Origin of the sequence: Sphingobacterium alkalisoli (assembly GCF_005049105.1) — a bacterium.
Lineage (GTDB): Bacteria > Bacteroidota > Bacteroidia > Sphingobacteriales > Sphingobacteriaceae > Sphingobacterium > Sphingobacterium alkalisoli.
Genome location: NZ_SUKA01000003.1, coordinates 354,572 through 377,154, shown reverse-complemented (window position 1 = coordinate 377,154; position 22,583 = coordinate 354,572). Strand labels below are relative to the sequence as shown.

Sequence of the window (22,583 nt, the reverse complement as noted above, 5' to 3'; positions counted from 1 at the left end):
GTTTAGTTCCTATTTGATAAATATTTGTTTCAACGCTTTTCGCTGGTTTTCATCCCAAGAACGATTGTCATACCTGACATTACAAAGGTGCGAAGTGTACTACGCAGCTTTTTTGCGTGATTCCATAAAAAATGGTGGAAAATCACCTATTTTTTTTAATAATTTGATATTCAGTGTAATAAAGTTTTAAAAAAATAGGGATATAGTTTCTTTTCAAGCCTATTGCGCAAATATATTGCGTAGTAAAATATAAAAGCTATCTTTATCCTGTAGGAAATTCGCTGTAATTAATCATGGCCATCAACAAACTTGCTCTTATCCGCTACAAAATTATTGACAACTGCCTTCGGCAAAAGCATCGTAAATGGACGTTGGACGACCTAATAGGGAAGGTGTCAGAAGGTCTCTACGAACTGGAGGGTATTCATAGCGGTGTAAGTACAAGAACGATACAAGGCGATATTCAATTGATGCGTAGTAATAAATTGGGATATAACGCACCGATTGTGGTGATAAAACGAAAATTTTATACATACGAGGATCCGAATTATTCGATTAGTAATACTCCCTTATCAGATAGCGATTTATCCAAAATGAAAGATGCCGTGGATATCTTAAAACATTTGAATGGTTTTGCCTATTTTGAAGAAATGAGTGATATTATCGCCAGATTAGAAAATAACCTATCTAAGCAGGAAGACATATCTCCTTCATATATACAAATGGAAAGCAATAAGCTTCTGAAAGGATTGAACTGGATAACACCTATCCATAAAGCTATTAGAGAACAGATACCTTTATTGATTACTTATAAATCATTCAAATCCAAGACGGAGCAGGAGGCTGTGTACTTTGCTTATCTACTAAAAGAATACCGTAATAGGTGGTTTGTAATCTGCAAGCCGAAAAAAGGGAAGACGCTCATAACATTAGCACTTGATCGGATTGTAGAAATAGATGAAATGGCGAAATCGGGGTATGTAGCCTATGAGGGAGTAGATTTTGAACGGTATTACGCAGATACCATTGGGGTAACGAAATCCGAAAGAGATAGGGGCCATCGTATCATTCTACAGGTAGATAGTTATAATGCGCCCTACGTGATTACGAAGCCTATACATTCTTCGCAACAGATTTTAAAAGAAGAGGAAGATGGGAGTATTTTGATACGTCTGGATGTAGTCATCAACTTCGAATTGGAAAGAGAAATACTCGGTTTTGGTGAATGTATCAAAGTGTTAGCACCAAGGATACTTCGCGACAGAATCAAGCGACGATCGTACAATATGTTACAACAGTATCTTGCTGAATGATAATAGTGAATTTAACGGTGTACAATGACCTACATCTAGACAAGATAAGCCTCATTTTAATGGATGAAAATCATAAATAAATCAAAATAGTAAATGAAATATAAGGAATTAGGTACATCAGATTTAAGAATATCTCTAGCTATCTTAATTTATATCTGCGCGTTTTCAACTCAGTTTCTTTTCGCTCAGGATAAACCTCTGCCTAAGAGCATAGTCCGTGGCAGTATTATCTACAAAGCGTCGTGCATCGGTTGCCATATGGTTAAAGGAGAGGGTATTGTAGGCCTCTTTCCTCCTTTAGCAAAAGCAGATTATCTCGATAATACGAAGAAAACAATTCATGCTATTAAATTTGGACTGGAAGGGGAGATAACGGTGAACAACGAAGTATATGATAACATGATGCCTTCTGCAAATTTGAGTAATCAGGAAATTGCTGACGTGGTAAATTACATTAAAAATTCATGGGGAAATAGTTCAAAAGGAAAAGCGGTTACTGCTAAAATGGTAGAAGCTATTAAGGAATAGAAGATATGAAAATCACCTTCAAAAAGTCATTGCTAACTGCATTGGGTTATTTATTACTCTTAACGACTTATGCACAATCGAAGCAGACGCCTATTGGCATCGACGGACTTACACATGCCCATGTACATGGTGCACTACAGAATTTTGGGAAACACAATGCAGCAATTCAGATTGTAGGCATAGCAGAACCGAATAAAGATTTAGCCCGACGGATGGCTACACAATATGGGTTTAGTATGAATATTGTGTATGATTCTGTTGAGGAGATGATCGAAAAGACAAAACCGGAAGGGGTGATGGCTTTCAATTCCATTTATCAGCATTTGAGTACAGTTAAGGCCTGTGCACCCAAAGGTATTCATGTGATGGTCGAAAAACCACTTGCAGTGAATATGAGCCACGCTAACGAAATGGTAACATTAGCAAAAGACCATAACATCATGCTATTGACCAATTATGAGACCACTTGGTATCCAAGCAATCAAGAACTATATAAAATGGTGGAAAATGACAACGCTATCGGCGAGCTGCGTAAAGTTGTTATCTGTGACGGACATGAGGGACCGAAAGAAATAGGTTGTAATCAAGAGTTTCTCGATTGGCTTACTGATCCAGTGCAAAATGGAGGTGGTGCTGTTGTTGATTTCGGTTGCTACGGTGCCAATCTCATGACATGGCTCATGAAAAATGAACGTCCACTTTCCGTTTCGGCCACCTTAAATCAAATCAAGCCTGAAATTTATCCAAACGTTGATGACGAAGCGACTATTGTTGTAAAATATCCAAAGGCGCAAGCAATTATTCAGGGCTCATGGAACTGGCCATTTGGGCGCAAGGATATGGAAGCGTACGGAACAAACGGATACATAAAGGCACTGGATGGAAACAGGATATCCTACCGTTTAAGAGATCAAAAAGGTGAAACGAATACACAGCTTTCTTCAGATTTCATCTCGTTTAGAGATCCTTTTAGTTACTTTTCGGCCGCCATTAATAAAACAATAAAAGTATCGCCTGAAGACCTCTCTTCACTAGAAAATAATTTGATTGTTATTGAGATCTTAGATGCTGCACGAGAAAGCGCAAGAATAGGGAAAACGGTAAATTTCAGCTTTTAGAATGAATGCTTCACTATTTCTTGATGAGTCTATACTGTTCCGATAATGCGCCTGAGATTTCATGGCCTTCGGTATCCAAATGAAGAATAGCATTTTCGACTACTTTGAATGAGCGACTGTAATCTTTATTGTCTTTTAAAGAAACTTTAAATCCAGAACTATCCCAAACGAAATTGCCATTTACCTCGACCAAAAGGTTAGGAGATTTCAGATACTCCTCTCTTGATGAGAATGTATAGTCTTCATTCAGAACAATCGTGGTTTTGATGCCTTCGCAATCGGCGCAAGGCAACGTACCTTCATAAGTTCCGATCCAATCCAGGGAATTCTGAGCTGTATGCTCATCTTTGAACTGTTGTGTTGCTACCGTATCGTTGGAATTGACCTGTTCCCCATGGTGTTGTGGACTATTATTACAACCTACTAAGGCAATTGCAAAAAAAGTCGAAAGGAGTATTATCTTTTTCATTTTTATTTCTTAGTGTTACAAATTTACAAAAATTATTTACGATCCGCTTTCCACCATTTCCTGATTTCTACTTTTTCACCATCCGTTGGAATTTTTGGAACCATGTTAAGTCCGATATCTATCTTGCTCTTATTGCGGTAAGAGTCGATAGGCTCGATTTTATACAAAAAAGGCCTGCACTCCTGCAGGCCTTACATCGAAACAAAAATACCCAGTTTTAGGGGTATGTCGTTACCACTTTGCTTACCTGCCAGCCATCTTTTGTATGGCAAAGAGTAATGTGGTCTATTCGAGTGAAGCTCTCGAACTCCATCGTCGCTTTCGCGATGCAAGAGTTACCACTTTCATCCAGTATTTCGTAAGTCGTTTTGCAGTCGTATTGCATTCCCTGGTTTTCTTTCAAGAATTTTGTGTAATTTTTTTTGCTATGCTTGCTATGATTAGCCGTACTATAATATTCGAAATCTTTAGCAAACAGTTTTTCGTTAAACTGTGCATTTCCTAGCGCTGTAGCGTCTAAATACATAGCGATGGTGCGCATGGCATTCATGCTCTTTGTAGGACTGTTTTTGTCAGTGCCAAATGCCATAGAAGAAGCAAATAAGATTAGAGCTGTTGCGATCGTTGAGATGATAGTTGTTTTCATTTTCTTTAGTTTTTTCTGTTTTGGTGTTGTTATGTCGTATTGTATGATTCAAAAGTAGGGTAGAAGTCGACACTAAGGAATAGCGATTAGACCAGCAGACGGAAATATTCGGTGAATGCAGAAAAGGAGTCGGTGAAAAATCTGTGTTATAGGTTATCTAACATTTTCACTTCGCTTTATGTGAGAGAGAGTCTATTCCAACTCCGCAAAAGATTTGATTTGCTTTTTATAAAAATCTATCTTTTGATACATTTTGTTAAAGAATATATTTTTATCCCGTGTTCCTGCCGTATTTAACAATATAGAGTTCTTTAATTGATGCTGATAGAATTCCAATGCATTTTGACAGGTATCATTATCTTTTGTAATAAAATATCCCAACATCGTATAGGGTACAAAAAATGATTTTTGCTGTCTATCGGAAATCAGTACATTATTATTTAAGATCAACAATTCATGATAATACATTTTAAAATATTCATTTTTTGGTGTGCATTTTTTTTCTAATGATTTGATTAAGTCTACTAAATGATCACATAAAGCAACAGCATTATCTAGCTGTATCAATCCGGATTGAAAGAAATACAAAATCTGTTGTAGTGTACTGTTGATTGTTGTGTCATTCCAAATCTCGTGAACCTTTACAGACGAGTAGAAATTCAGTAACTTTTCGTTATTATCTACTAAAGGTGCCTGATAATTAAAATCCTCAAAGCTATCCTCTTCTTTCCCAAAATCCAAAAGATTAAGCCAGACAAACAGTTTGAACTTTGAAAGCAAATTGTGTCCGATGGTATAAAATAAGGGAATATCTTTAGCCGAGTAATATACCGAAGTATGCTCATCCACACGGTATTCCATCAATGCTTGAAAAGAACTCCCAAGGTAGTTTGATAGATCCGTTGCTGAGCGTATCTCTTTTGTCTTGCGCACCAATACATGTTCGTTGTTTTGAAGCATGGCGTCTAATGAAATTCCAAATACCTGCGCCAGACGAATAGTTTCTTCGATCGAAAATTTACTCTTCTTCGAAATGCGACGATGCGCAGCATCATAACTGATGTCTAGTGCCGATGAGATGCGTTCAATTAACGAATCTTGTGAACCTATCCGTCTTTGGATTGCCTGTATTAGTTTTTCTTGATACATCGTTGTTTTTTTGTGATTATCACAAATATAGAAAATTATTTATGCAAAAACCGCCGTTAAAAAATGTGAATATCACAATATCTTTGATCTAATCAAACTCAAATAATATGAAAACATTAATAATTTGCTTGATGTCGCTTATAATTGTCGCCACACAAGCCCAAGAAACAAGAATATTCAGTTTATCACCAATGACCAAAAACATTCAAAAAGTAAATGGCTTAGTGGTAGGAATAGGGCATTTTCAAGAACCGGATCATGTCCAAACAATCAACGGAGTAAACCTGGATGTAATGGTTTTTTCTCCGTTAATTACAGTGCTTGCTGTTATGCACGGAAGAGTGTACGATTACCCTCAAGATGAAAAAACGAAGGTAGTTTCCAATGGTCTTAACCTCGCGATTGGCGGATACATGGGAGATGTTGAACACAATGGACTTAGTGTAGCGTTATACAACATAGCAAATAAATCAACTGGTCTGGGTATACACCCAGCATTTAACTTAACAGAGAAGTCTGTAGGTACACATATTTCCGCTTTTGTTAATGCCGGAAAATATAGTCAAGGTCTCAATGTGGCTCTTTACAACAGACACGAATATATGACTGGTGTGCAGATAGGTGTTATCAATAAATCACTGCACTTAAAAGGAATACAGATTGGCTTATTCAATAGGTCCAAAACACTTAAAGGTTTACAGTTAGGCTTTATCAACTCGAATGGAAAAAGAACACTACCATTTATAAACTTCTAATGTCATGAAAATATTATTCTTTATACTCGGGTTATCTATCACCTCAATCAATTTGTCTGCACAAGTAAGAGATAGTACATTTCAATATGTCGAAATCGAAGCTGGGGCAACTATTCCTGTAGGAAATCTAAAAAACACTATGAATATCGCTCCAAATATTGGCTTATGGCTAAGACAACCTTATGCTGAAAAAAGTATTTGGGCTTGTGGATTTAGTTTCAATTTTCCAAAAAAAACCACATTTCAGTACATAAAAGACGAGTACGAGACCGAAACAAAGTCGTTTTCTGGTGTCATCGGATTTCGATTAGATAAAAAATACACGTTAAACAAAGCGAAAAATATTGATCTTATTTGGTCTTCCGTTTTAGGTTATGGAATGTATTTATTTGATGATGTGAGAGCTCGGGCGGAATATGAAACTTGGTCAAAGTCAAAAAAAGATAAAGAAGATAAACCCGTTTTTATCAAACCATTTAGCACCATCCATGTTGCACAGGGCTTGCAGCTTCAAATTCAGGATTTTGGATTGCAAGCTCGATACAACTATGCACCCTATGAAGCCTTTAGCGATATCATAGACAATAGATTTGGAGCACACAGCGTAACAGTCGGATTATTTTACAGACAATAAAAAAGGCGGAGGAATCAATGATCATCACGGTTATCGATTTAACATATACAGTAAGAAGTTATTCGGAATATTTAAAAATTCCTGCAACCCTTCGCTTTTACTATTATTTAAACACCTATCATAAAAGCCGTAGTGATACGGCTTTTATGATACTACCTTTTCTTGTTCTTCATTGTCATTTTGGCTTTAACCCCAGCTCCAAGATTGTATGTTTTGCTATTGCTTTCTTTCTTTTTATGAAAAGCTCCACCTTGCGATTCGTCCACTTGATTCTTTTCTTTTGAATTATTGGACGGGCGATAGATGATAAGATCCTCAGGAAGAGGCATGACAGGGATTTTCTTCCCCAAAGATTGTTCTATTTTTTTGAATTCAGGAAGTTCAATGTCTGTTGCGAATGTGATAGCAATGACCTCATCATCTGCAGTTTTTTCGACATGTCGCACAAACACTTCTGTAGCTTCCGGTACTTCAAAATGAAATATAAACGGAATTCCACTCAAATCAATGTCATTTGTGCCCTCATTTGCAATAATGAGTATTCGACATTCAGGTATCTGCTTAAAATCGCTTATGTCATCGATACCAGCGTCATCATGAAACAAAGGGTGTAGAACGGCAACTTCCCCATTCTTAGCATGTAGACTTTGACTTAGTTTCTGTGCAGTAAGTCGACTATTTACAAATATCACGACTTTATCAAATACGTCATCGTCTCTCATCAAAACATTTAGCAAATTGATTTTCGTGGTAAAATTAGGAACTTGATACAGCATGAGCTCGTGTGTTTCAGTCGTTTTTTCAGAGAGCTCTTCCGCCTCAACCAGCGTAGCCAAGGGCATAAAATCATCAATCATAAAATGCAATTTTTCATGTTCGACGGTACTAAATGCCAGATACTGGACTTTTCCGCAACTTTGTGCTAGTTCCCTTACGGGAGTTTGCATTCCTTGCTTCACTATTTCTTCTGCATCATCAATGATGAATGTCTGAATACGATTTAAATTGAGTCCTAATTTTAAGTACATCGCACGAGCACGGTTTGGAGTTGCTACCACAATATCTACCCCACGGACCAGATCTTCGATCTCTTCCTCTATGCTTCCGCTAGTTTTAAGACCCATGATATGGAGGTCTCTATTCTTGCTAATCGTCAGAAAACGATCAACAATTTCAGCGATTTTTTCTTCATTAGGAGCCAAAATTAAAACTTTGGGAGCTTCATCTTGCGTATATTTTAAGCGCATCAATACCCCGAGGACGTAGGTCGTGGTTTTTCCGGCTCCTTCAGGAGCAATACCAATAATACTATGCCCCCCGATTATTCGAGAGAGTGATTTTGACTGGATTTCTTTTGGTGTAAAATAGCCCAAATCATTCATGGATGCATGAAGACGTTTACTAAGCTTTAATTTATCTAAGGACACTGCTGAATTGTTAAATGAATACCAAGCTACAAAGTTAGGTAAAATAGTTCGCCCTGTGGAAATCCCACAAGAATATTCCTAATTCTACTTTCAGTCGCACCACACTGCTTTATGAGATCCTTTGTAAGGTTCTTTAAATTTTACACCAAAATCCGCTTTATCCTTTCTCTTTCTTTGTCCGACAGCGGTATAGCGTGTTCGATGACGGGTAGGATTTCCGCTTTCCGATCTGTTTGTAGGAGTAAATCCAAAAACCCTAGGTATGTTCTAATCAGATCGGATTTGATACCTACAAAGGCACGCGGATCGGCGATATTGCGTTTACAGCGATCTTAATAAAAAACATTTCATCACGTTATAAACGTCTAATTTTAAGAACTTCATATATGCTTTTTTGTCGTGTTTACTGCCTTGTGCCATATTATGATAGGCAAGCTTAAGTCGATATTATCCGTAGCAAAAAAAACTCATTAAGTTCATTTGCTCTTTTTTTGCTATATTAACGTTCTTATGAGCAAAAGATTTTTAATCGATCCGCAGACCACACAGGATATTCAACTACTTGACGTGACAGGCCGTTCCATTTGGGGATTTTTCAATCATGCTATCACCGCGGGCGGCGAAGATTTTCTACGAGAACTTTTTTTTAACCCTTTATCCGATGTGGATGCGATCAAGGACCGCCAGCTAAAAATACGTCGTTTAGAACCCGTCGTGCAAGAAGATTTTCCCTTTTACCGGATGGTTGTTATAGATATAGAGAAGTACATCAAGAGGTCCCATTCCGGCGAACGATCAGGATGGGGACTCTTGGATCTTTTTGTGGCCAAAGCACCTATCTATTATTACAAGGTCAGTTCGATTATTGAGACGTGTGACTTTTTGTTGAAATCCCAGGCATTTTACAAAAAGGTAAATGCCCACCAACCGTACGACGATATTGCAGAGATGATCCACATTCATGAAGAGTGTTTGTCCATGATATTCAAAGGCGGCCCGTACAATACAGAGCAACTGAAAATCAATAGATTCAATCTCGATGCATATGATCGTCTTATCCGTTACGAACTGTCAGGTAAGATCAAACAGGCAATCGCTTTTTTCTATGAGATCGATGCATATTTCGCGGTAACCCGCACCGCAACGGAGTATGGGTTCTGTTATCCAGAAATTTACCCAAAACATCATACAAGCGAGATCCACATGCAAGAGGTCTATCATATTTTCCATCAGCATCCTGTGAAAAACACGATCCAGATGACAAGAGAGAAGAGGATATGGTATCTAACAGGCGCTAATATGGCGGGCAAATCCTCTTTTATCAAGACTATTTCGACTGTGCTATACCTGACCCATATTGGTTTCCCCGCTCCGGCGAGTTCCGTGAAAACCGACCTGATCGATGGTGTATTTACCAGTATCAATTTGCAAGATAATCTTGAACTGGGTTATAGCCATTTTTATGCAGAAGCCATCCGGCTCAAGGAGATTGTAGATCAGCTTGACAAAAACACGAATGCGCTGATTATCTTAGATGAACTTTTTAAGGGCACCAACCATATTGATGCCTCCAACGCGATTTTTGACATTATAGATCACCTTAGTCATATCGATGGTCCTTATGTGATTGTATCCTCGCATGTTACCGATCTGGCGCCGAGACTGAAATTACTTCCCGTAGTAGATTTTTATAAAATGAATATCGAAAGCGGCGAAGAGGGAGATCCCCGCTTCACGTATACGATCGTCCCAGGTGTCGCCGAAGAAAAATTAGGCATGTGGCTGTTAAAAAAGAGCGGTGTTTTCCAGTCCATTGCAAGATTGAAAGATATGTCATAAAGATTGCTTTACTTTTTTACAGGACGTTATCCCGATTAGATAACAAATGCATGATTTTTCTTATGCACTAGCGCATAAAAAAAATCCTAAAGTATCAGGTACGTTTCTTGTCATAAGTCAAGTAGGGTAATTCAAAATCTTCCTAACTTGCCGTTTTTAAAATCTATCGAAAACAATATTAATATAACATAGCAACTAAGTATTAAAGAAAATGGCAAAACAAGTATTTATTAATTTAGCAGTAAAAGACCTTCAAAAATCAATGAGTTTTTATAGCGCATTAGGTTTTACAAATAATCCTCAATTTTCAGACGATACCGGAAAATGTATGGTTTGGAGTGAAAATATTTTTGTAATGCTGCTGACACACGAAAAGTTTTCGACGTTTGCAACCAAACCTATCGCGGACACAAAAAACAACGTTGCGGGTCTTTTTTCATTATCGCTAGACAGTATCGACGATGTTAATAATACAATGGAAAACGGATTAAAAGCAGGCGGAACCGAGCCAAGCGAATTAAAAGATTACGGTTTTATGCAACAGCGGACTATTGAAGATTTTGACGGACATACTTGGGAAATTTTCTATATGGATATGTCAAAAATTCCGACCGAATAAACAGCGGAAGTGAAAAAACTAAGTTATAAATACAGGTTTATCTCGACAGAATTGTTACTGCGAGATGATGAACAGTAGAAATGTGCAACAGAGTATGTTGTTGAAGTCTAACCACATAAGATCTATTATAAAAAAGACGATATGAGCCCAAAATTTGAAGCAGGAATTAACATTGCAATAAAAATACCAAAAAGCAAATATGAAGAGACAGTTGCATTTTATAAGGATATTTTGAAGTTGGATGTAGAAGAAAAGGACATTGATAACCCAACCGTTTGCAGAACACACGAAGTAAAATTCGGTAACAATATTATTTGGTTAGACTGTGTGGACAATTATACACATTCAGAAACCTGGTTACAGCTTACAGTGCCTAACGTGGAAGAAGCGACAAGCTATTTGCAATTGAACGGTGTGGAAACCTGCGACGAACTGGAAGAACTGCCGAAGAATATGCATTGGATTCAAGACCCATCGGGCACCGTATTCAACCTGCAACAGCGCACAATAAAGTAAGTGGAATTAAAATATAATTTGCGTTCGATATTCACTTCCAATCGACAGAAATATATTTATTCATAATTGCCCCCATTTGATCATTTTATCTACATTATTTCGATTCTTTTCCTATTTTAGCTTAAATATATGAAGCTAACCAACGATCATATTCTGCTAGCACTATGTGCCCGATGGTATACACCCGAGTGTAGAGGCGGGTGAAGAGGTTATCGCACCTCATATTATCAAAAGTATTTTACCTTAAAAGTTCAATGAAAAATAAACCTATATGGTGTTGCATCCACCATAATTACTGCTGCCGTAAAGTCCAAGAAAATGGTTAAGTCTGTTATCGTCGTTTACCTTCGGACCAATGTTTAAAACAAATAATAGTATACATATGAAAAATAAAATGAGAAATATGCTTCCACTCCTAGCTATAGGATTGTTAGTGATTATTAGCGGTTGTTCATCCTCCAAGCGAGTTGCTGAAAAGACTGCTTTTCCAGAAGAAGCATTGGGCTGGAAGCTGGGGGCGCAAGCCTATACATTCAAAAAATTCACCTTTACCGAGGCAATAGAAAAGATAGCCAGTTGTGATTTACGCTATGTAGAAGCTTACCCTGGGCAGGAAATCGGAGGGGGGATAACCGCAAAAATAGATCACCGGATGTCTCCGGAAAGTCTGCAATACGTCAAGAAATTGTTAAAAGAAAAGGGAATACAATGGTCTGCATACGGAGTCGTAAAGGTTAAAGATGCGGCCGAATGGCGGCAAGTATTTGAATTTGCAAAAAGTATAGGCATTGAAACGATTACCTGTGAGCCGAGTATAGATATGATCGACCATATTTCCAAGCTTTGCGATGAGTTTGATATTCGCGCAGCCATTCACAATCATGCTAGTCCATCGTATTATTGGAAGCCAGAAACGGTGCTTGAAGCTATAGCCGGTAAAAGTGATAAACTGGGTGCAGCAGGCGATATAGGACATTGGTTAAGGTCGGGGTTAGACCCACTCGAATGCCTAAAAAAACTGGAAGGAAAAGTATTTCACCTTCACTTCAAAGATTTAAACGAAAAGTCGAGTAAACAAGCGCATGATGTACATTGGGGAACCGGGGTGATCGATGTTGCAGCAATGATCGCGGAGTTAAAACGGCAACAGTTCGACGGGATGATTTCCGCAGAATATGAATACAATTGGGATAATAATGTAGAAGACGTACGGATAAGTGCACAAAATTTTAGAAGGTTTGTTTCTAGCTCTGCTCAATAATGTATAGTAAGTATTCTCTTATTTATTATTAAGAAAACGATAAGACGGATCAAAAGAGCCCGATTGTAGTTCTTTTGACCCGTTTAGTTAGATCTCGTATTTTGCGAATATTGCCAAGATTGCTGGGCGGATTTCTTGCAGCATTCGTTCGAACCCTAAGTCATTGGGATGAATACCATCTGTAGTTCCCTCTTGGTCGGTACCCAAAAGACCGTCGGCTTCGATGAGATATAAGTGGGGATCATCACGCTGTAATTTTTTAATTTCCTGTCTAAAATATTGATCTTTCAGTTTTACCCGCTGGGCAATCTGTTGATCAAAATTTCCTTTTTCACGCGCAACACTTTGAATGGCAATGATAGGTGCTTCGGGGTGATATCGTCTTATGGTCTTTACCATGTTAGCCGTACGTTCCAATATTTCTTCGGGGGAGGGGTTAGGGACACAATCCAATATAAAAGCATCCATAGGGAGTGGTGCGATCATCTCAGCTACAGTAGTTTCCATTTTTGCGTTACCACTGAATCCCATATTGATAAAATGATATCCCGTCTGTCTGGACAGCTTCGCGGGATACGCCAAGCCAGGCCGGCTAGCCGATGCACCTTGAACGATGCTCGAACCATAGATCAAAATATTTTTTCTAAAAGGATTCGGATTAGCTTTTATCGTGGCATCGGCATCTATACCGATTTCGAGAAACAGGGTCTCGTCGTATGTCGGTAAAAACAATAGACATGTTTTTTCGCCATGTACCATATTCTCTACTATAGAAGTTTCCGAGGTATCATGGGCCGATGGCCTAGCAACACCAGCGTATTGCCACCGTCCATCTCGTAAGATGTAAAGGTCTAAACCTTCATAGGCGATCCCTGTCATGTTATCGCTTGAACGCTGTGGACTCGTTTGCCACCTTGCCGATATAGTGGTGCTATTGGTTTTAAAGCTTATTGCCAGTCCGGCAGAATGCGTTGCCAAACGTTTGAGCGTACTGGAAAGCCCTGCATATCGGGCAGTATCTAGCCGGTGGTAAAATGGTTGGCTATCCCAAGCTTTTCCCGTTATGGTAAGGGTGTGCGCCTGGGTAAAATGTAGTGGCTTTTTTTGCTGCGCATATACATTGGCAACGAAGAACATTAATAAAAGAGCTGTTAAAGAAAAAGAATTGAGTTTAACCATTTTCGTACTGTTCGTCATACTTATTGCTATCGACATAAAGATACAATGGTTTTCCTGAATTATTACTTTAATCGATGTGCTCCTTGTAAAAGATGACAGTCAGTTTGTTTCAGGGCATCTTAAAGATAAGCTGTTAAAATAAACATTAAATTTGGCTATTAAATTTACCCCTATGAAATACCTCACGATCGTTTTGTTAACTTTTCTGGTCGCCTCTTGCGCCAATGTTTTAGGCGTATTTGTTCTGCAGTCCCTTGACCAGATTGGTACGGCCGACACGGATATGAAAAACCTGCCCTACGGCATTGCCATTGGCTTCAACCTTTTCTTGGCCTTGGGTACTTTTCCTACATTTCTGAACCTCATGCCCTGGGTCAGAAATAATAACTTTTGGAGTACATTAAGCTTCTTCTTGCTTCCGCTTGTCATTATGTCCTATCTGGCTTTTTCGCTGGAGGAGGAGGTATTGATTGGGATTGGGTTCTGTATTCCTTATATTATTGTTTTAACGGTATTTTTCGTGCGTCTTCGGAAACAGAACGATGTTTAGAAGGCTAATTCATAAGAGCAATTGAACAGTACCGACTTTGAACAGGAAGCGATTGCTGTTAAAGCAAAAGAATTGGAAGCATATCAAAAATCATTTGTTTCGGAGGATGGTCTTATAGATATTTATCTCAACGAAAAGAAATAATAAAGTATTAGCGATTTAAAATGATAGACACATGAAATATAGAGCTAAGACAATAATGCTTCTTACCGTTGTGATAAGCCTATTTTCCTGCAACGGTGTCTCACCTGATAAAGTAGTTGCGCAAACCTGGCTAAATGTCAATAATATCACATCGCACTACTCGCCTAAATTTTTCCGTAATTTGCAGGAAATGAAATCAAAGGACAATATTACTGTAGTCCGCAACAATGAAGTAGTCAAAGGTACTGCGGTAGAATACGTCCACCAATATGTAATCACTCCCGTAGTTGAAGCCCAAAAAAAGTAGAAAAATTACCGGCAAAAGAAGACACCAAAGAAATAATAGCGGCATCGCTGGATAGTGTATAAATATGGAAAAGCGGTTTTTGAAAATGAATACCTTACTATCGCTACAATGGTGGACGAGGGAAAGCCCGAAGCGGAAATCTACACCGCTATTGAATACCTTTATATTGTTCACGATCCTGTTATGCAAAAAAAGCTCGATAGATTAGATGAGTTATTTAGCATTATTTAATTACAGCAACAAAAAACATGTTTCCAAAGCAGTGGATTTTTGGAATTTCGGACCGTTGACCATATCTCCACGCAATAATAGCTTTGAGATGCAAATATTGAAACAAATTCCCTATCTTAGTGTAAATCTAATCTAATATGCCAATGAAGTATCTGCTCATATTATCATTCCTATGTACGCAAGTTTGTCTAGCACAGAAAAGAACAACATATAATTACATTATAAAATTTAATAACAGTACGGGCACGTCGATCGAAGAAAAAACCTACTATGTCACGCTACAGGAGATAAAAAGCTTGTCAGGGCAGAATCGACTTATGGAACTCCGAGTAGACGGTTTTGATTTTGAGGACAAAAGTGCTACGGGGCGCGCATTTTCCACCGGAGCACCTAATAAAAGCAAAGACTTCCTGAATTCGACAGCAGCGCTTAGCGATCTTTATTATTTAAAGAAACCGCTGCAATTTACGGTCAATAAAGGTTTGGTAAATGTAGATACATCATTATGGAAAGATGAGATTAAACGACAGCTTCACGATTGGGAGATACGGGAAGATGTATTCGCAAATGCGGTGGTTACGACATTTTCCGGAATGTCAAATTTAGCACAGGCGCTATATTTTTCCAGCCTAGCATCGATGGACTCAAAGACACTAAAAGAAAATGAAATAACCAAAGACGGTGTAACCTATCATATCTTACAACGAGATAAGGCAGAAATACATGTTAATTATTCAAAATTAGACAGTTTATCTACATTGGAAGGGAATACTCGTTTCGATGTTAAAAATTATCTCGTACAGGTCGGAGATAGGAATGTGAAAAGCACCTATGTCATGGACGATGGACAGAAGATAACAAGTCGTAGTAAAATGTCCATACAACGAGGCGATAAATCTCAAGATAATCCAATCGAGAATGACTATTATGATATGCTCGTTAAGGGCAGCTACTGGAGCACGGCTTTAAACCTCGGAGACAAAGTGGATAGTGTTAAATTAGAGCAATATATAGAGGTATACGAACCAAAGTATGCAGATGACCGTAATTTTATTATCGCTAAATTAAGGCATATGCAAAAGTTGGATGATTATAAACAATACGACAAAGCGTTAAGCAGCGTGTCACCAGGTATGCTAGCAGGTACCCATCACCTAAGTAATAAGATCAATTCGGACGATCTCTCGACCGACGAATTCCGTGAAATAATTCCGTTGTTAGATGACCAGCAATTATACGATTATCTACAGTATTCGCTAAGTCAGCATATCTTAGCCAAGGATACCCTTGCATCCCAAAGACTGCAGATCATTGCCAGTCAGTTTAGCGAGAGAGAAAAAGCCGCTGCACAGCCCATGTACCTTTGGGCACGTGCGTTGCAAACAGAAAACATAGATAGTGTAAAGTTCCTCCAGCAAGCAATCCTCAATACAGGTGAGGCATATTGGAATCAAGGGAATGCCGGTCGATATGCACTGCTCCTGCAACAACTTCTCTTTAAAAAAGGAGAACATGGGTTGCAGACGTTGCAGCATATTATTGATAAAATAGCACCATTATATGAAGAGGAGACAAATGAGCTTAGGTTCATACAGAAAGCGCATTTAGCGTATGCGTATTATTTGGGTTATGAACGTGCAATAGATCACGAAGAACAAGCGCTTTCCTTTCTGGAGAAAGCGGCCTATTATTCCCCAAAAAATGGAGCAGAAAAAGCATACGGAAGTTTCTATGATAGGGTATTTCTAAAATCAAAGGAAAACTATAGCGAAGATTATTTTACTGCGTTGAGTAAGCTCGGCAAGAAGGATGTTGCTCTCCAAAGCTATGTCCAAGAGTTCTTGAATAATCCGGGCAGTAGCTTTCAGAGTTTATCAGCTTTCTACCGTGAAAATTATGATGAAGCGAGCTTCAGTACATTTTTTAAGAAAGAGGTTATGTCTCAACTTCCGGATGCACCTTTGTTTTCGCTAAAGGATTTACAGGACAAGGATTTTACCTCCGAGCAGTTCAAAGGTAAATGGACGGTAGTTGACTTTTGGGGAACCTGGTGTGGCCCCTGTGTGGAAGAGATGCCTAAACTAAACAAATATTATCTCGGATTAAAGAAGGATCAAAAGAGTAAAATAGATTTCATGACCATCGCTTGCCATGATACCAAAGAGAAGGTTCAACATTTTTTGTCTGACAATGACTATGAAATACCTGTACTGATGTCGGATAACAAAATTCAGGGAGCTTATAAAGTAAGAGGTTATCCAAGTAAATATATCATTACGCCCGAGGGTAAGCTAATTTCTACGGAATTTGGTTTCGATTGGCAGACTTTGGTTTCGCAGTTAGCAAATCTGTAGAGATATGAAAACTAGCTTAAGTCAGAGTATTCTTTATTTGAATCATAATAGAAAGCGGTAACATTACGTATTATTGTTAATCTGGGACAGTCTAAATAACTGGTTTTCAACAATCACATCTGGATCCACATCTCTTGGTTTAGTCTTGAACAAAATATTAAAATCCTGTTTGGATAACCAGTCCTGATACGATGTATGGAGGTCTATTTTTAGAACATGTTCTATTTTTTTTAAAACCTGAAAATCGTCTTCATTAAAATCTGCCAGTGTCAGATTTCCGTTGCCATATAACTCTTTTGTTATGGCGGCCATGAATTTATTTGCACGCTTATTGTCCCTTCCATTAAAATATTCTTCAACGAGAAAAGTATACTTATTTTTGAACCATTGGGCATATTCGACTTCGGTAACAACTATTCTGTTATTGACAATTGCGAGGCCCTTTAAAAACCATGCAACCTCCGCTTTTGTGATCTGCTCTAACTTCATTAAATCCCGTAGTGTATAATCAATTCTGTCAGCACATAAGCCTGGTAATGGGTAATCCAGAATAGTAAACTTGTTTGGAGTTAAAAGCTGATCAATGCTAAATCCATATTTTTCAATTACTCTTAAAATTTCAGGATGCTGCATTACTTCGGTAAAAATCTGTTCGTGGTAATTCTCCTCAGGTAGATCAAGAACATAATCAATAAGATGTGAAAAGGCTGTATGTGAAATATCATGTAATAAACCCATAATCTGTTCTGTTAAACTGCCTTCTAGAACCTGAATTAGTTTCATAACTCCAATTGAATGTTCAAATCGTGTTTGATTCAAATCAGGTCGGACAACGATAATTGCACCGCCTTGATGAATACGTTTTAATCTTTGGAAGGGTTCTGTATGAACGAGTTCCTCTAAAATCCCCTCAATTTTAAAGTTTCCATATAATTCATCTTGATAATATATACTCATAGTTTCTAATTTTTTAAACGTTGGTACCTCACAATTGTTGTTCGGGAATTATGTTAAAACAGCAATTAACACGTTTTATAGATAGGTCAGTGAATTCGAATCCTTCCAGCTCCACAAATTAGTAAACAGACGATATTCAAAACCCTACCGTACCCTCAAACTCACAACATCGCTCCAGTCTCCGGTTCCGTAGCTATTTATAGCGCGTACCTTAATGAAAACTGTTGATCGGGATGGTATACCCTTAATCACGTTATTCCGGGATCGGGTAGTAAAAAGTGAATTCTCCCACTGAAGTTTTGGCGAATGGGCTTCAACTTCATCATATGATGTCCATACCGCATACTTGCACTCATAGGTCAGATCTCTGCCCAACGGATTGAAATCGAAACGGACTTCGTCGAATAGTTGCCCATCAGAAAGCCGACCGCCGGTAGGTGCCCCAGGGACCGTTCCCTTCTTCCGTCCTGTAAATACGGGAAACCCCGATGTATAAAGGATAGACAATTTCCCTTTGCCCACAAAATTGACATAAGCCGCCAACTCGCCTAATAGAGTGGCTAAGCGTGCCTTACTCTCTCGTTTGAGCACCCTGTCGACGCGTCCCTGCGTCCAGTTAACTTGTGCCAAGTTCCTCAAATACTCATTATAGGCACTTTCCACTTCTGAAAGCGATGGAGTGGGATCGGGGAAGTGAGGATTTCCTTCCATTGACGAAAGTATAACATCCGCTTCTACTAATAGCACGCTATCTCTATGCTGACCGAAGCCTCCTAATGCACGTATGTAGCTCATAATTAACGTTTTTAGATTTACTTATTTATATGTTAGATCAGATAATGACACTCACTCCGAGGAAATATGATGTAATTGTATACTGATATGCCGTTAATATAACTAATATTAACGTTATTTTAAAATACAATAGCGTAGATTTATTAAAAATTAACGTTAATGTTTTTTTAAATTACGGTATTGTAAAATATGAATACGTTGTAATATATGATATGAACGTTAATATAAATTAAAATAACTTAAAAATGACCCTACTTAACGTAATTATTTTATAAGATAACTGTATAACATTATTAAATTACGTTAATTTTATATGAAACAACGTCAAATTATATTATAATTACGTTGATATAATTTAAAGTACCGTTATTTTGATATGAGCCTGAACAAAATAATTGGTATATTTCATTGAATCGGTATGCTTCAGGCAGAGTACTCGAGAAGGGGCACTTTAGTATTATAGGAAGATTTGGCTTGTAGCACGAATGTTTTACAGGAAAAGAGATATTTCAGTCCAAGAACAACAAGGACATGTCTATAAACGTTGTACGCCTTGATCGAAGAAGTTTTCCAAATCGCTCCGTAAGCACAGCATTTGACTTAGGTAGCCAGCTGGAGTAATGCCCGATAAATCCAACATTAGCATAATCTAGTGTGGCAATCGCCTGCGTTCACGTCTCCGGGAAATGGTGAATCTGATCGGTTTTGGTAAAGAAGTGGGGGATAAGAGGAAATAGCAAAGACGTCGTCGAAAAAGACAACGTCTTTAACATATATTTATAATTTACCGCGAACGACGTCGCTACAATGTTCTATAAACCGCTCACACCGTTCGTCGTACCGGTACGCTTCATCCCAACCAACCATAGACCAGCCTTGATACCGGGTATCTTTTACAGTTTGCGCAAATTCATCGAATAGTGTTTTTTCTTCTTCGGTATTACGTGGAAAGATATCGTTTGGAAATTGCCATAAACTAGCACACAGACTGAACAAATGTTTTAGATTGTATTGGTATGGCGCATAGTCATAAAAATATTCTAGTAAACCCAAACATGCTTGTTCAATAGCTTGATTATAAAGAAGTACTTTAATTTCAACCTCTTCGGAATGATCGATCGCCTTACCTCCATTGTAGAAGCCACTTGCGTTATTTTCTCTTTGGTACCATTTTGTCTTCGCCTCGTTCATCTCGTCTTGAGTGCGCTCTCCATTGTGTTCATGAAATTCCCAGTTCAATAAATTGCTCCCCACACCATGCAGTGGATCGACGTATTGCAAAGACTGATGAAAGAATGGACTGTTTTTATCCAACTGTTTTTGTATTTGATATCGAGTGAAGGAAAGGAATAAAACGGAAACGTTTAATTCCTTGTTTATCGACGCTTGTATATTACCTATTGTCTCCCGAATATCGTTTTCGCTGACAATTAGCAAATCGAAGTAGTAATCATAAATGGCTGTATTTGATGGTTTATTAATACCATTGATAACAAATGATCTAATTCGCTGACCAACTAGATAGATGCCTTGTATGTCAATAGCATTCATCAAACGAGTAATAATCAATTCCAACTTCTTATCAGCAGCGCTTTTGTAGACATCATATTCCGGCTTCATAGTATCGTCATTAGAAATGCTTCGTAGCGACTTTTCTTGACTTTCGACACGATGTTCTAATTTCTCTTTCGGATTATCGACCTCAAAAGGGTAGTTTTTAAAATTCGTCACGGAATCCTGAAATATCGTGTCTGTGATCTGCATGAAGTTTTCCATCCGTTCTTCCAGCTTCAGTAGAATATCAAGATCCACGTCAAAATCATCTTCATAGCGTGCCGCCCGATATACTCCCTCTAAAAATTGGAGCATAATTTCATCATCTGGCTTGCCTTCTTTAAATATAGTAGCTAGTGACGGTGCCATTCTAACCAGATAACGATGGTGAGACCTGATAGAGTGCGTTGCGCGCTCCTTTCCCATGACCATAATCTCCATGCATCTATACCGCAACTCAAATACCTGATGCAACATAAATCCTGCGTGTGAAAGCGATCCTCGCTCTTTGAAATAATAGTAGCCCTCTTTAAACTCATTAATTTTATGATTTTCACGCGCAAATAATTCGTTTACCGACTCCAGCGTATTTTCGTTGGAATGCCTTTCAGGGTATAGCTCGAATTTTGACGATGGATTTTGATAAATAAGTTTATCTGGATGGCAGGTCATGTGTAAATATAAGTTCCCATCAATAAGCTTACTTTTTACCTGAAACGCTACTAAAGTGACATGATGAAACTTCGGAAAATCCTTTAAGGACATTCTAATCTGTGGATCTAGTTCGCCTACAGATTTATGCTCCTTGTTGGATAATAGGATAACCAACTCGTAGAAAGGAACATCAACAGCATAGTAGGTATTCAGGAATATCCGATCGATATTGTATCTGCTTGCTAGAATCAGAATGATGCTATTTAAATCAGTCTGATCATTTTTATTTGTAATTCCCATAACTTATAAATTTCCGGTTTCATTTTCAACTTTTTGTAATTCTGTCTGCTTATCATGATCGAATATTGGCGGATAGCATACACCTTCATTCTTGGTTCTACGTTTGCGCAGATCCAAAACGATTAGAGTTAACACATCTAAAACTTCCAATAGTCTTTCTCTTGTGGCAACTTCCTCTTTGTCTAAATCTTTATATTTTTCGGAATATTTGCCCTCTAGATAGGTCATGATTCTGCTTTCAACCATGTATATCTCTTCGCGTACATCAACGCCATAAAACAATTTTGACAAAGCCTTTGGAATGTCTTTTTGTCTTTTATTGCTTAAACTCTTCGGCTTCCAAGTTGCTATATCTTCTTCTGGTATTGGACAGCGTAAAAAGTCAATCTTGTCTGGATCAAGCCAGTCTTCAGGAAAATAATCTGTTTGTAATAACATCCATCCGGATTGGAGCAACCACCTTAAAGTATATCGCAGATCACGAGCAGTCAATACTATGCCGCCTTTTCCACAGGGGCACGTGGGGTACAAATACAAAATGCTTTGTCTAACGTTATTATAGCTTTGTTCATAAAAAGTATCGCTAGCCATTACTAAAGGACTGGCACTTTGATAACCGTTTATATAATCTGTTCCAAGGTAGTCAACTATCAAGTATTTGTTTGGTGGTGGATAATCAATGGCCGCCCAGTGGTAAGCTACATAACAAGCTTCACGTAGTTTTAAGAGCTGTTCGTAAGTTTTTAAAGCTGCGTATTCACCTCCACTTTCGAAGATGGATTCATTCTCACTTATACATCTTTTCCAATCATCTAACAAGTTTAGCCAAGACGACAGATCCATTTCGGAGAAAAAATTCTCAAATGCGATGACAAAATTTTGAATCTCTTCTCGTGTTAATTGAGTGAAATTATAATCGAAATGCGCTAAATGATGATTGAGCTTTTCGTCTTCGCGAGGTCGATATTTTTCTAAACAGCGGTAAGGATTTGGTAGCCATTGGATATCTATCCAGTCTTCTTCATACGTTAAACGTCTTTTATGATGTAAAAAATAATGCCCCCCCTTAACCATTAAGATGATGTTATCTAAATGATCAATTATGTATTCCTCTTTTGTTTCTCCTGTATTGTTTTGAGATGTGAGAATAACGAGGATGTCCCATAGCTTTTTCTTGAAAGATTCATAAGTGCCATATTGAATGGATTCAAGTATTCCTCCTTCGATTAGATACCATCGAATGTCCCACTCATCTTCTGGATTTTTTAAATATGCATTGTTCAT

22 protein-coding genes are annotated in these 22,583 nt (G+C 38.1%); 13 read left to right on the top strand and 9 right to left on the bottom strand.

Annotated elements, in window-relative coordinates; translation table 11 throughout:
* The first annotated feature begins 293 nt into the window (after window positions 1-293).
* From FAZ19_RS11325 to FAZ19_RS11315, 3 genes are all read left to right on the top strand, one after another.
* Window positions 294-1,313: a helix-turn-helix transcriptional regulator gene (locus FAZ19_RS11325; RefSeq protein WP_136820834.1), complete on the top strand. Its 1,020-nt coding sequence runs from the start codon at window positions 294-296 to the stop codon at window positions 1,311-1,313.
* Window positions 1,314-1,406: 93 nt separating this feature from the next.
* Complete coding sequence (locus FAZ19_RS11320) at window positions 1,407-1,841, top strand: c-type cytochrome (RefSeq protein ID WP_136820833.1); 435 nt, start codon at window positions 1,407-1,409, stop codon at window positions 1,839-1,841.
* A 5-nt stretch (window positions 1,842-1,846) separates the two neighbouring features.
* Window positions 1,847-2,959, top strand: coding sequence for a Gfo/Idh/MocA family protein (locus FAZ19_RS11315; protein WP_136820832.1), 1,113 nt, complete (start codon window positions 1,847-1,849; stop codon window positions 2,957-2,959).
* Window positions 2,960-2,972: 13 nt separating this feature from the next.
* Here the strand turns inward: FAZ19_RS11315 and FAZ19_RS11310 are convergent, their stop codons facing one another.
* From FAZ19_RS11310 to FAZ19_RS11300, 3 genes are all read right to left on the bottom strand, one after another.
* A complete protein-coding gene (locus FAZ19_RS11310) occupies window positions 2,973-3,428 on the bottom strand; it encodes a copper resistance protein NlpE (protein WP_136820831.1) in 456 nt (151 codons plus the stop codon).
* Between the two features lie 217 nt (window positions 3,429-3,645).
* Complete coding sequence (locus FAZ19_RS11305; RefSeq protein ID WP_136820830.1) at window positions 3,646-4,074, bottom strand: nuclear transport factor 2 family protein; 429 nt, start codon at window positions 4,072-4,074, stop codon at window positions 3,646-3,648.
* A 192-nt stretch (window positions 4,075-4,266) separates the two neighbouring features.
* On the bottom strand, window positions 4,267-5,223 hold the full coding sequence (locus FAZ19_RS11300) for a helix-turn-helix domain-containing protein (protein ID WP_136820829.1): 957 nt from the start codon (window positions 5,221-5,223) through the stop codon (window positions 4,267-4,269).
* A 107-nt stretch (window positions 5,224-5,330) separates the two neighbouring features.
* On the opposite strand from FAZ19_RS11300, the gene FAZ19_RS11295 reads away from it, so the two are divergent.
* Both FAZ19_RS11295 and FAZ19_RS11290 read left to right on the top strand, forming a co-directional pair.
* On the top strand, window positions 5,331-5,978 hold the full coding sequence (locus FAZ19_RS11295) for an LA_2272 family surface repeat-containing protein (RefSeq protein ID WP_136820828.1): 648 nt from the start codon (window positions 5,331-5,333) through the stop codon (window positions 5,976-5,978).
* A gap of 4 nt (window positions 5,979-5,982) precedes the next feature.
* On the top strand, window positions 5,983-6,612 hold the full coding sequence (locus FAZ19_RS11290) for a hypothetical protein (RefSeq protein WP_136820827.1): 630 nt from the start codon (window positions 5,983-5,985) through the stop codon (window positions 6,610-6,612).
* Between the two features lie 152 nt (window positions 6,613-6,764).
* Here the strand turns inward: FAZ19_RS11290 and FAZ19_RS11285 are convergent, their stop codons facing one another.
* Window positions 6,765-8,039, bottom strand: coding sequence for a DEAD/DEAH box helicase (locus tag FAZ19_RS11285; RefSeq protein WP_136820826.1), 1,275 nt, complete (start codon window positions 8,037-8,039; stop codon window positions 6,765-6,767).
* A gap of 510 nt (window positions 8,040-8,549) precedes the next feature.
* Between FAZ19_RS11285 and FAZ19_RS11280 the strand changes: the two genes are divergently transcribed.
* The 4 genes from FAZ19_RS11280 (at window position 8,550) to FAZ19_RS11265 (ending at window position 12,274) form a co-directional block, all read left to right on the top strand.
* A complete protein-coding gene (locus FAZ19_RS11280; RefSeq protein WP_136820825.1) occupies window positions 8,550-9,878 on the top strand; it encodes a MutS-related protein in 1,329 nt (442 codons plus the stop codon).
* A gap of 211 nt (window positions 9,879-10,089) precedes the next feature.
* Window positions 10,090-10,497, top strand: coding sequence for a VOC family protein (locus FAZ19_RS11275; RefSeq protein WP_136820824.1), 408 nt, complete (start codon window positions 10,090-10,092; stop codon window positions 10,495-10,497).
* A gap of 141 nt (window positions 10,498-10,638) precedes the next feature.
* Entirely contained in the window at window positions 10,639-11,013 is a 375-nt protein-coding gene (locus FAZ19_RS11270; protein ID WP_136820823.1) for a VOC family protein, read from the top strand.
* A gap of 382 nt (window positions 11,014-11,395) precedes the next feature.
* A complete protein-coding gene (locus tag FAZ19_RS11265; RefSeq protein ID WP_229707493.1) occupies window positions 11,396-12,274 on the top strand; it encodes a sugar phosphate isomerase/epimerase family protein in 879 nt (292 codons plus the stop codon).
* Between the two features lie 87 nt (window positions 12,275-12,361).
* Here the strand turns inward: FAZ19_RS11265 and FAZ19_RS11260 are convergent, their stop codons facing one another.
* Window positions 12,362-13,489 (bottom strand): SGNH/GDSL hydrolase family protein, encoded by a 1,128-nt coding sequence (locus tag FAZ19_RS11260; RefSeq protein ID WP_229707495.1) that lies wholly within the window; start codon window positions 13,487-13,489, stop codon window positions 12,362-12,364.
* A 136-nt stretch (window positions 13,490-13,625) separates the two neighbouring features.
* Between FAZ19_RS11260 and FAZ19_RS11255 the strand changes: the two genes are divergently transcribed.
* From FAZ19_RS11255 to FAZ19_RS11245, 4 genes are all read left to right on the top strand, one after another.
* Window positions 13,626-14,003, top strand: coding sequence for a hypothetical protein (locus tag FAZ19_RS11255; RefSeq protein ID WP_136820822.1), 378 nt, complete (start codon window positions 13,626-13,628; stop codon window positions 14,001-14,003).
* Between the two features lie 21 nt (window positions 14,004-14,024).
* The gene (locus FAZ19_RS24350) at window positions 14,025-14,147 is read left to right on the top strand and encodes a hypothetical protein (RefSeq protein WP_262709342.1); all 123 of its coding nucleotides are present in this window, start codon (window positions 14,025-14,027) and stop codon (window positions 14,145-14,147) included.
* Between the two features lie 31 nt (window positions 14,148-14,178).
* On the top strand, window positions 14,179-14,454 hold the full coding sequence (locus FAZ19_RS11250) for a hypothetical protein (protein ID WP_136820821.1): 276 nt from the start codon (window positions 14,179-14,181) through the stop codon (window positions 14,452-14,454).
* A 368-nt stretch (window positions 14,455-14,822) separates the two neighbouring features.
* Window positions 14,823-17,039 carry a TlpA family protein disulfide reductase gene (locus FAZ19_RS11245; protein WP_136820820.1) on the top strand — a complete coding sequence of 739 codons (2,217 nt, stop codon included), beginning with the start codon at window positions 14,823-14,825 and terminating at the stop codon, window positions 17,037-17,039.
* A gap of 63 nt (window positions 17,040-17,102) precedes the next feature.
* Here FAZ19_RS11245 and FAZ19_RS11240 read toward each other — a convergent pair whose 3' ends face one another.
* From FAZ19_RS11240 to FAZ19_RS11225, 4 genes are all read right to left on the bottom strand, one after another.
* The gene (locus tag FAZ19_RS11240; protein WP_229707497.1) at window positions 17,103-17,996 is read right to left on the bottom strand and encodes an HD domain-containing protein; all 894 of its coding nucleotides are present in this window, start codon (window positions 17,994-17,996) and stop codon (window positions 17,103-17,105) included.
* 144 nt (window positions 17,997-18,140) lie between these two features.
* On the bottom strand, window positions 18,141-18,791 hold the full coding sequence (locus FAZ19_RS11235; RefSeq protein ID WP_136820819.1) for a hypothetical protein: 651 nt from the start codon (window positions 18,789-18,791) through the stop codon (window positions 18,141-18,143).
* A 777-nt stretch (window positions 18,792-19,568) separates the two neighbouring features.
* The gene (locus FAZ19_RS11230; protein ID WP_136820818.1) at window positions 19,569-21,299 is read right to left on the bottom strand and encodes a hypothetical protein; all 1,731 of its coding nucleotides are present in this window, start codon (window positions 21,297-21,299) and stop codon (window positions 19,569-19,571) included.
* A 3-nt stretch (window positions 21,300-21,302) separates the two neighbouring features.
* On the bottom strand, window positions 21,303-22,583 hold the full coding sequence (locus FAZ19_RS11225) for a hypothetical protein (protein WP_136820817.1): 1,281 nt from the start codon (window positions 22,581-22,583) through the stop codon (window positions 21,303-21,305).

What these genes read in the sequence shown, in the direction of transcription:
- FAZ19_RS11325 (WP_136820834.1), top strand. Translation starts at nt 294, where the DNA reads ATGGCCATCAACAAACTTGCTCTTATCCGCTACAAAATTATTGACAAC.
- FAZ19_RS11320 (WP_136820833.1), top strand. Translation starts at nt 1,407, where the DNA reads ATGAAATATAAGGAATTAGGTACATCAGATTTAAGAATATCTCTAGCT.
- FAZ19_RS11315 (WP_136820832.1), top strand. Translation starts at nt 1,847, where the DNA reads ATGAAAATCACCTTCAAAAAGTCATTGCTAACTGCATTGGGTTATTTA.
- FAZ19_RS11310 (WP_136820831.1), bottom strand. Translation starts at nt 3,428, where the DNA reads ATGAAAAAGATAATACTCCTTTCGACTTTTTTTGCAATTGCCTTAGTA.
- FAZ19_RS11305 (WP_136820830.1), bottom strand. Translation starts at nt 4,074, where the DNA reads ATGAAAACAACTATCATCTCAACGATCGCAACAGCTCTAATCTTATTT.
- FAZ19_RS11300 (WP_136820829.1), bottom strand. Translation starts at nt 5,223, where the DNA reads ATGTATCAAGAAAAACTAATACAGGCAATCCAAAGACGGATAGGTTCA.
- FAZ19_RS11295 (WP_136820828.1), top strand. Translation starts at nt 5,331, where the DNA reads ATGAAAACATTAATAATTTGCTTGATGTCGCTTATAATTGTCGCCACA.
- FAZ19_RS11290 (WP_136820827.1), top strand. Translation starts at nt 5,983, where the DNA reads ATGAAAATATTATTCTTTATACTCGGGTTATCTATCACCTCAATCAAT.
- FAZ19_RS11280 (WP_136820825.1), top strand. Translation starts at nt 8,550, where the DNA reads ATGAGCAAAAGATTTTTAATCGATCCGCAGACCACACAGGATATTCAA.
- FAZ19_RS11275 (WP_136820824.1), top strand. Translation starts at nt 10,090, where the DNA reads ATGGCAAAACAAGTATTTATTAATTTAGCAGTAAAAGACCTTCAAAAA.
- FAZ19_RS11270 (WP_136820823.1), top strand. Translation starts at nt 10,639, where the DNA reads ATGAGCCCAAAATTTGAAGCAGGAATTAACATTGCAATAAAAATACCA.
- FAZ19_RS11265 (WP_229707493.1), top strand. Translation starts at nt 11,396, where the DNA reads ATGAAAAATAAAATGAGAAATATGCTTCCACTCCTAGCTATAGGATTG.
- FAZ19_RS11260 (WP_229707495.1), bottom strand. Translation starts at nt 13,489, where the DNA reads ATGTCGATAGCAATAAGTATGACGAACAGTACGAAAATGGTTAAACTC.
- FAZ19_RS11255 (WP_136820822.1), top strand. Translation starts at nt 13,626, where the DNA reads ATGAAATACCTCACGATCGTTTTGTTAACTTTTCTGGTCGCCTCTTGC.
- FAZ19_RS11250 (WP_136820821.1), top strand. Translation starts at nt 14,179, where the DNA reads ATGAAATATAGAGCTAAGACAATAATGCTTCTTACCGTTGTGATAAGC.
- FAZ19_RS11245 (WP_136820820.1), top strand. Translation starts at nt 14,823, where the DNA reads ATGCCAATGAAGTATCTGCTCATATTATCATTCCTATGTACGCAAGTT.
- FAZ19_RS11240 (WP_229707497.1), bottom strand. Translation starts at nt 17,996, where the DNA reads ATGAGTATATATTATCAAGATGAATTATATGGAAACTTTAAAATTGAG.
- FAZ19_RS11235 (WP_136820819.1), bottom strand. Translation starts at nt 18,791, where the DNA reads ATGAGCTACATACGTGCATTAGGAGGCTTCGGTCAGCATAGAGATAGC.
- FAZ19_RS11230 (WP_136820818.1), bottom strand. Translation starts at nt 21,299, where the DNA reads ATGGGAATTACAAATAAAAATGATCAGACTGATTTAAATAGCATCATT.
- FAZ19_RS11225 (WP_136820817.1), bottom strand. Translation starts at nt 22,583, where the DNA reads ATGAACAATGCATATTTAAAAAATCCAGAAGATGAGTGGGACATTCGA.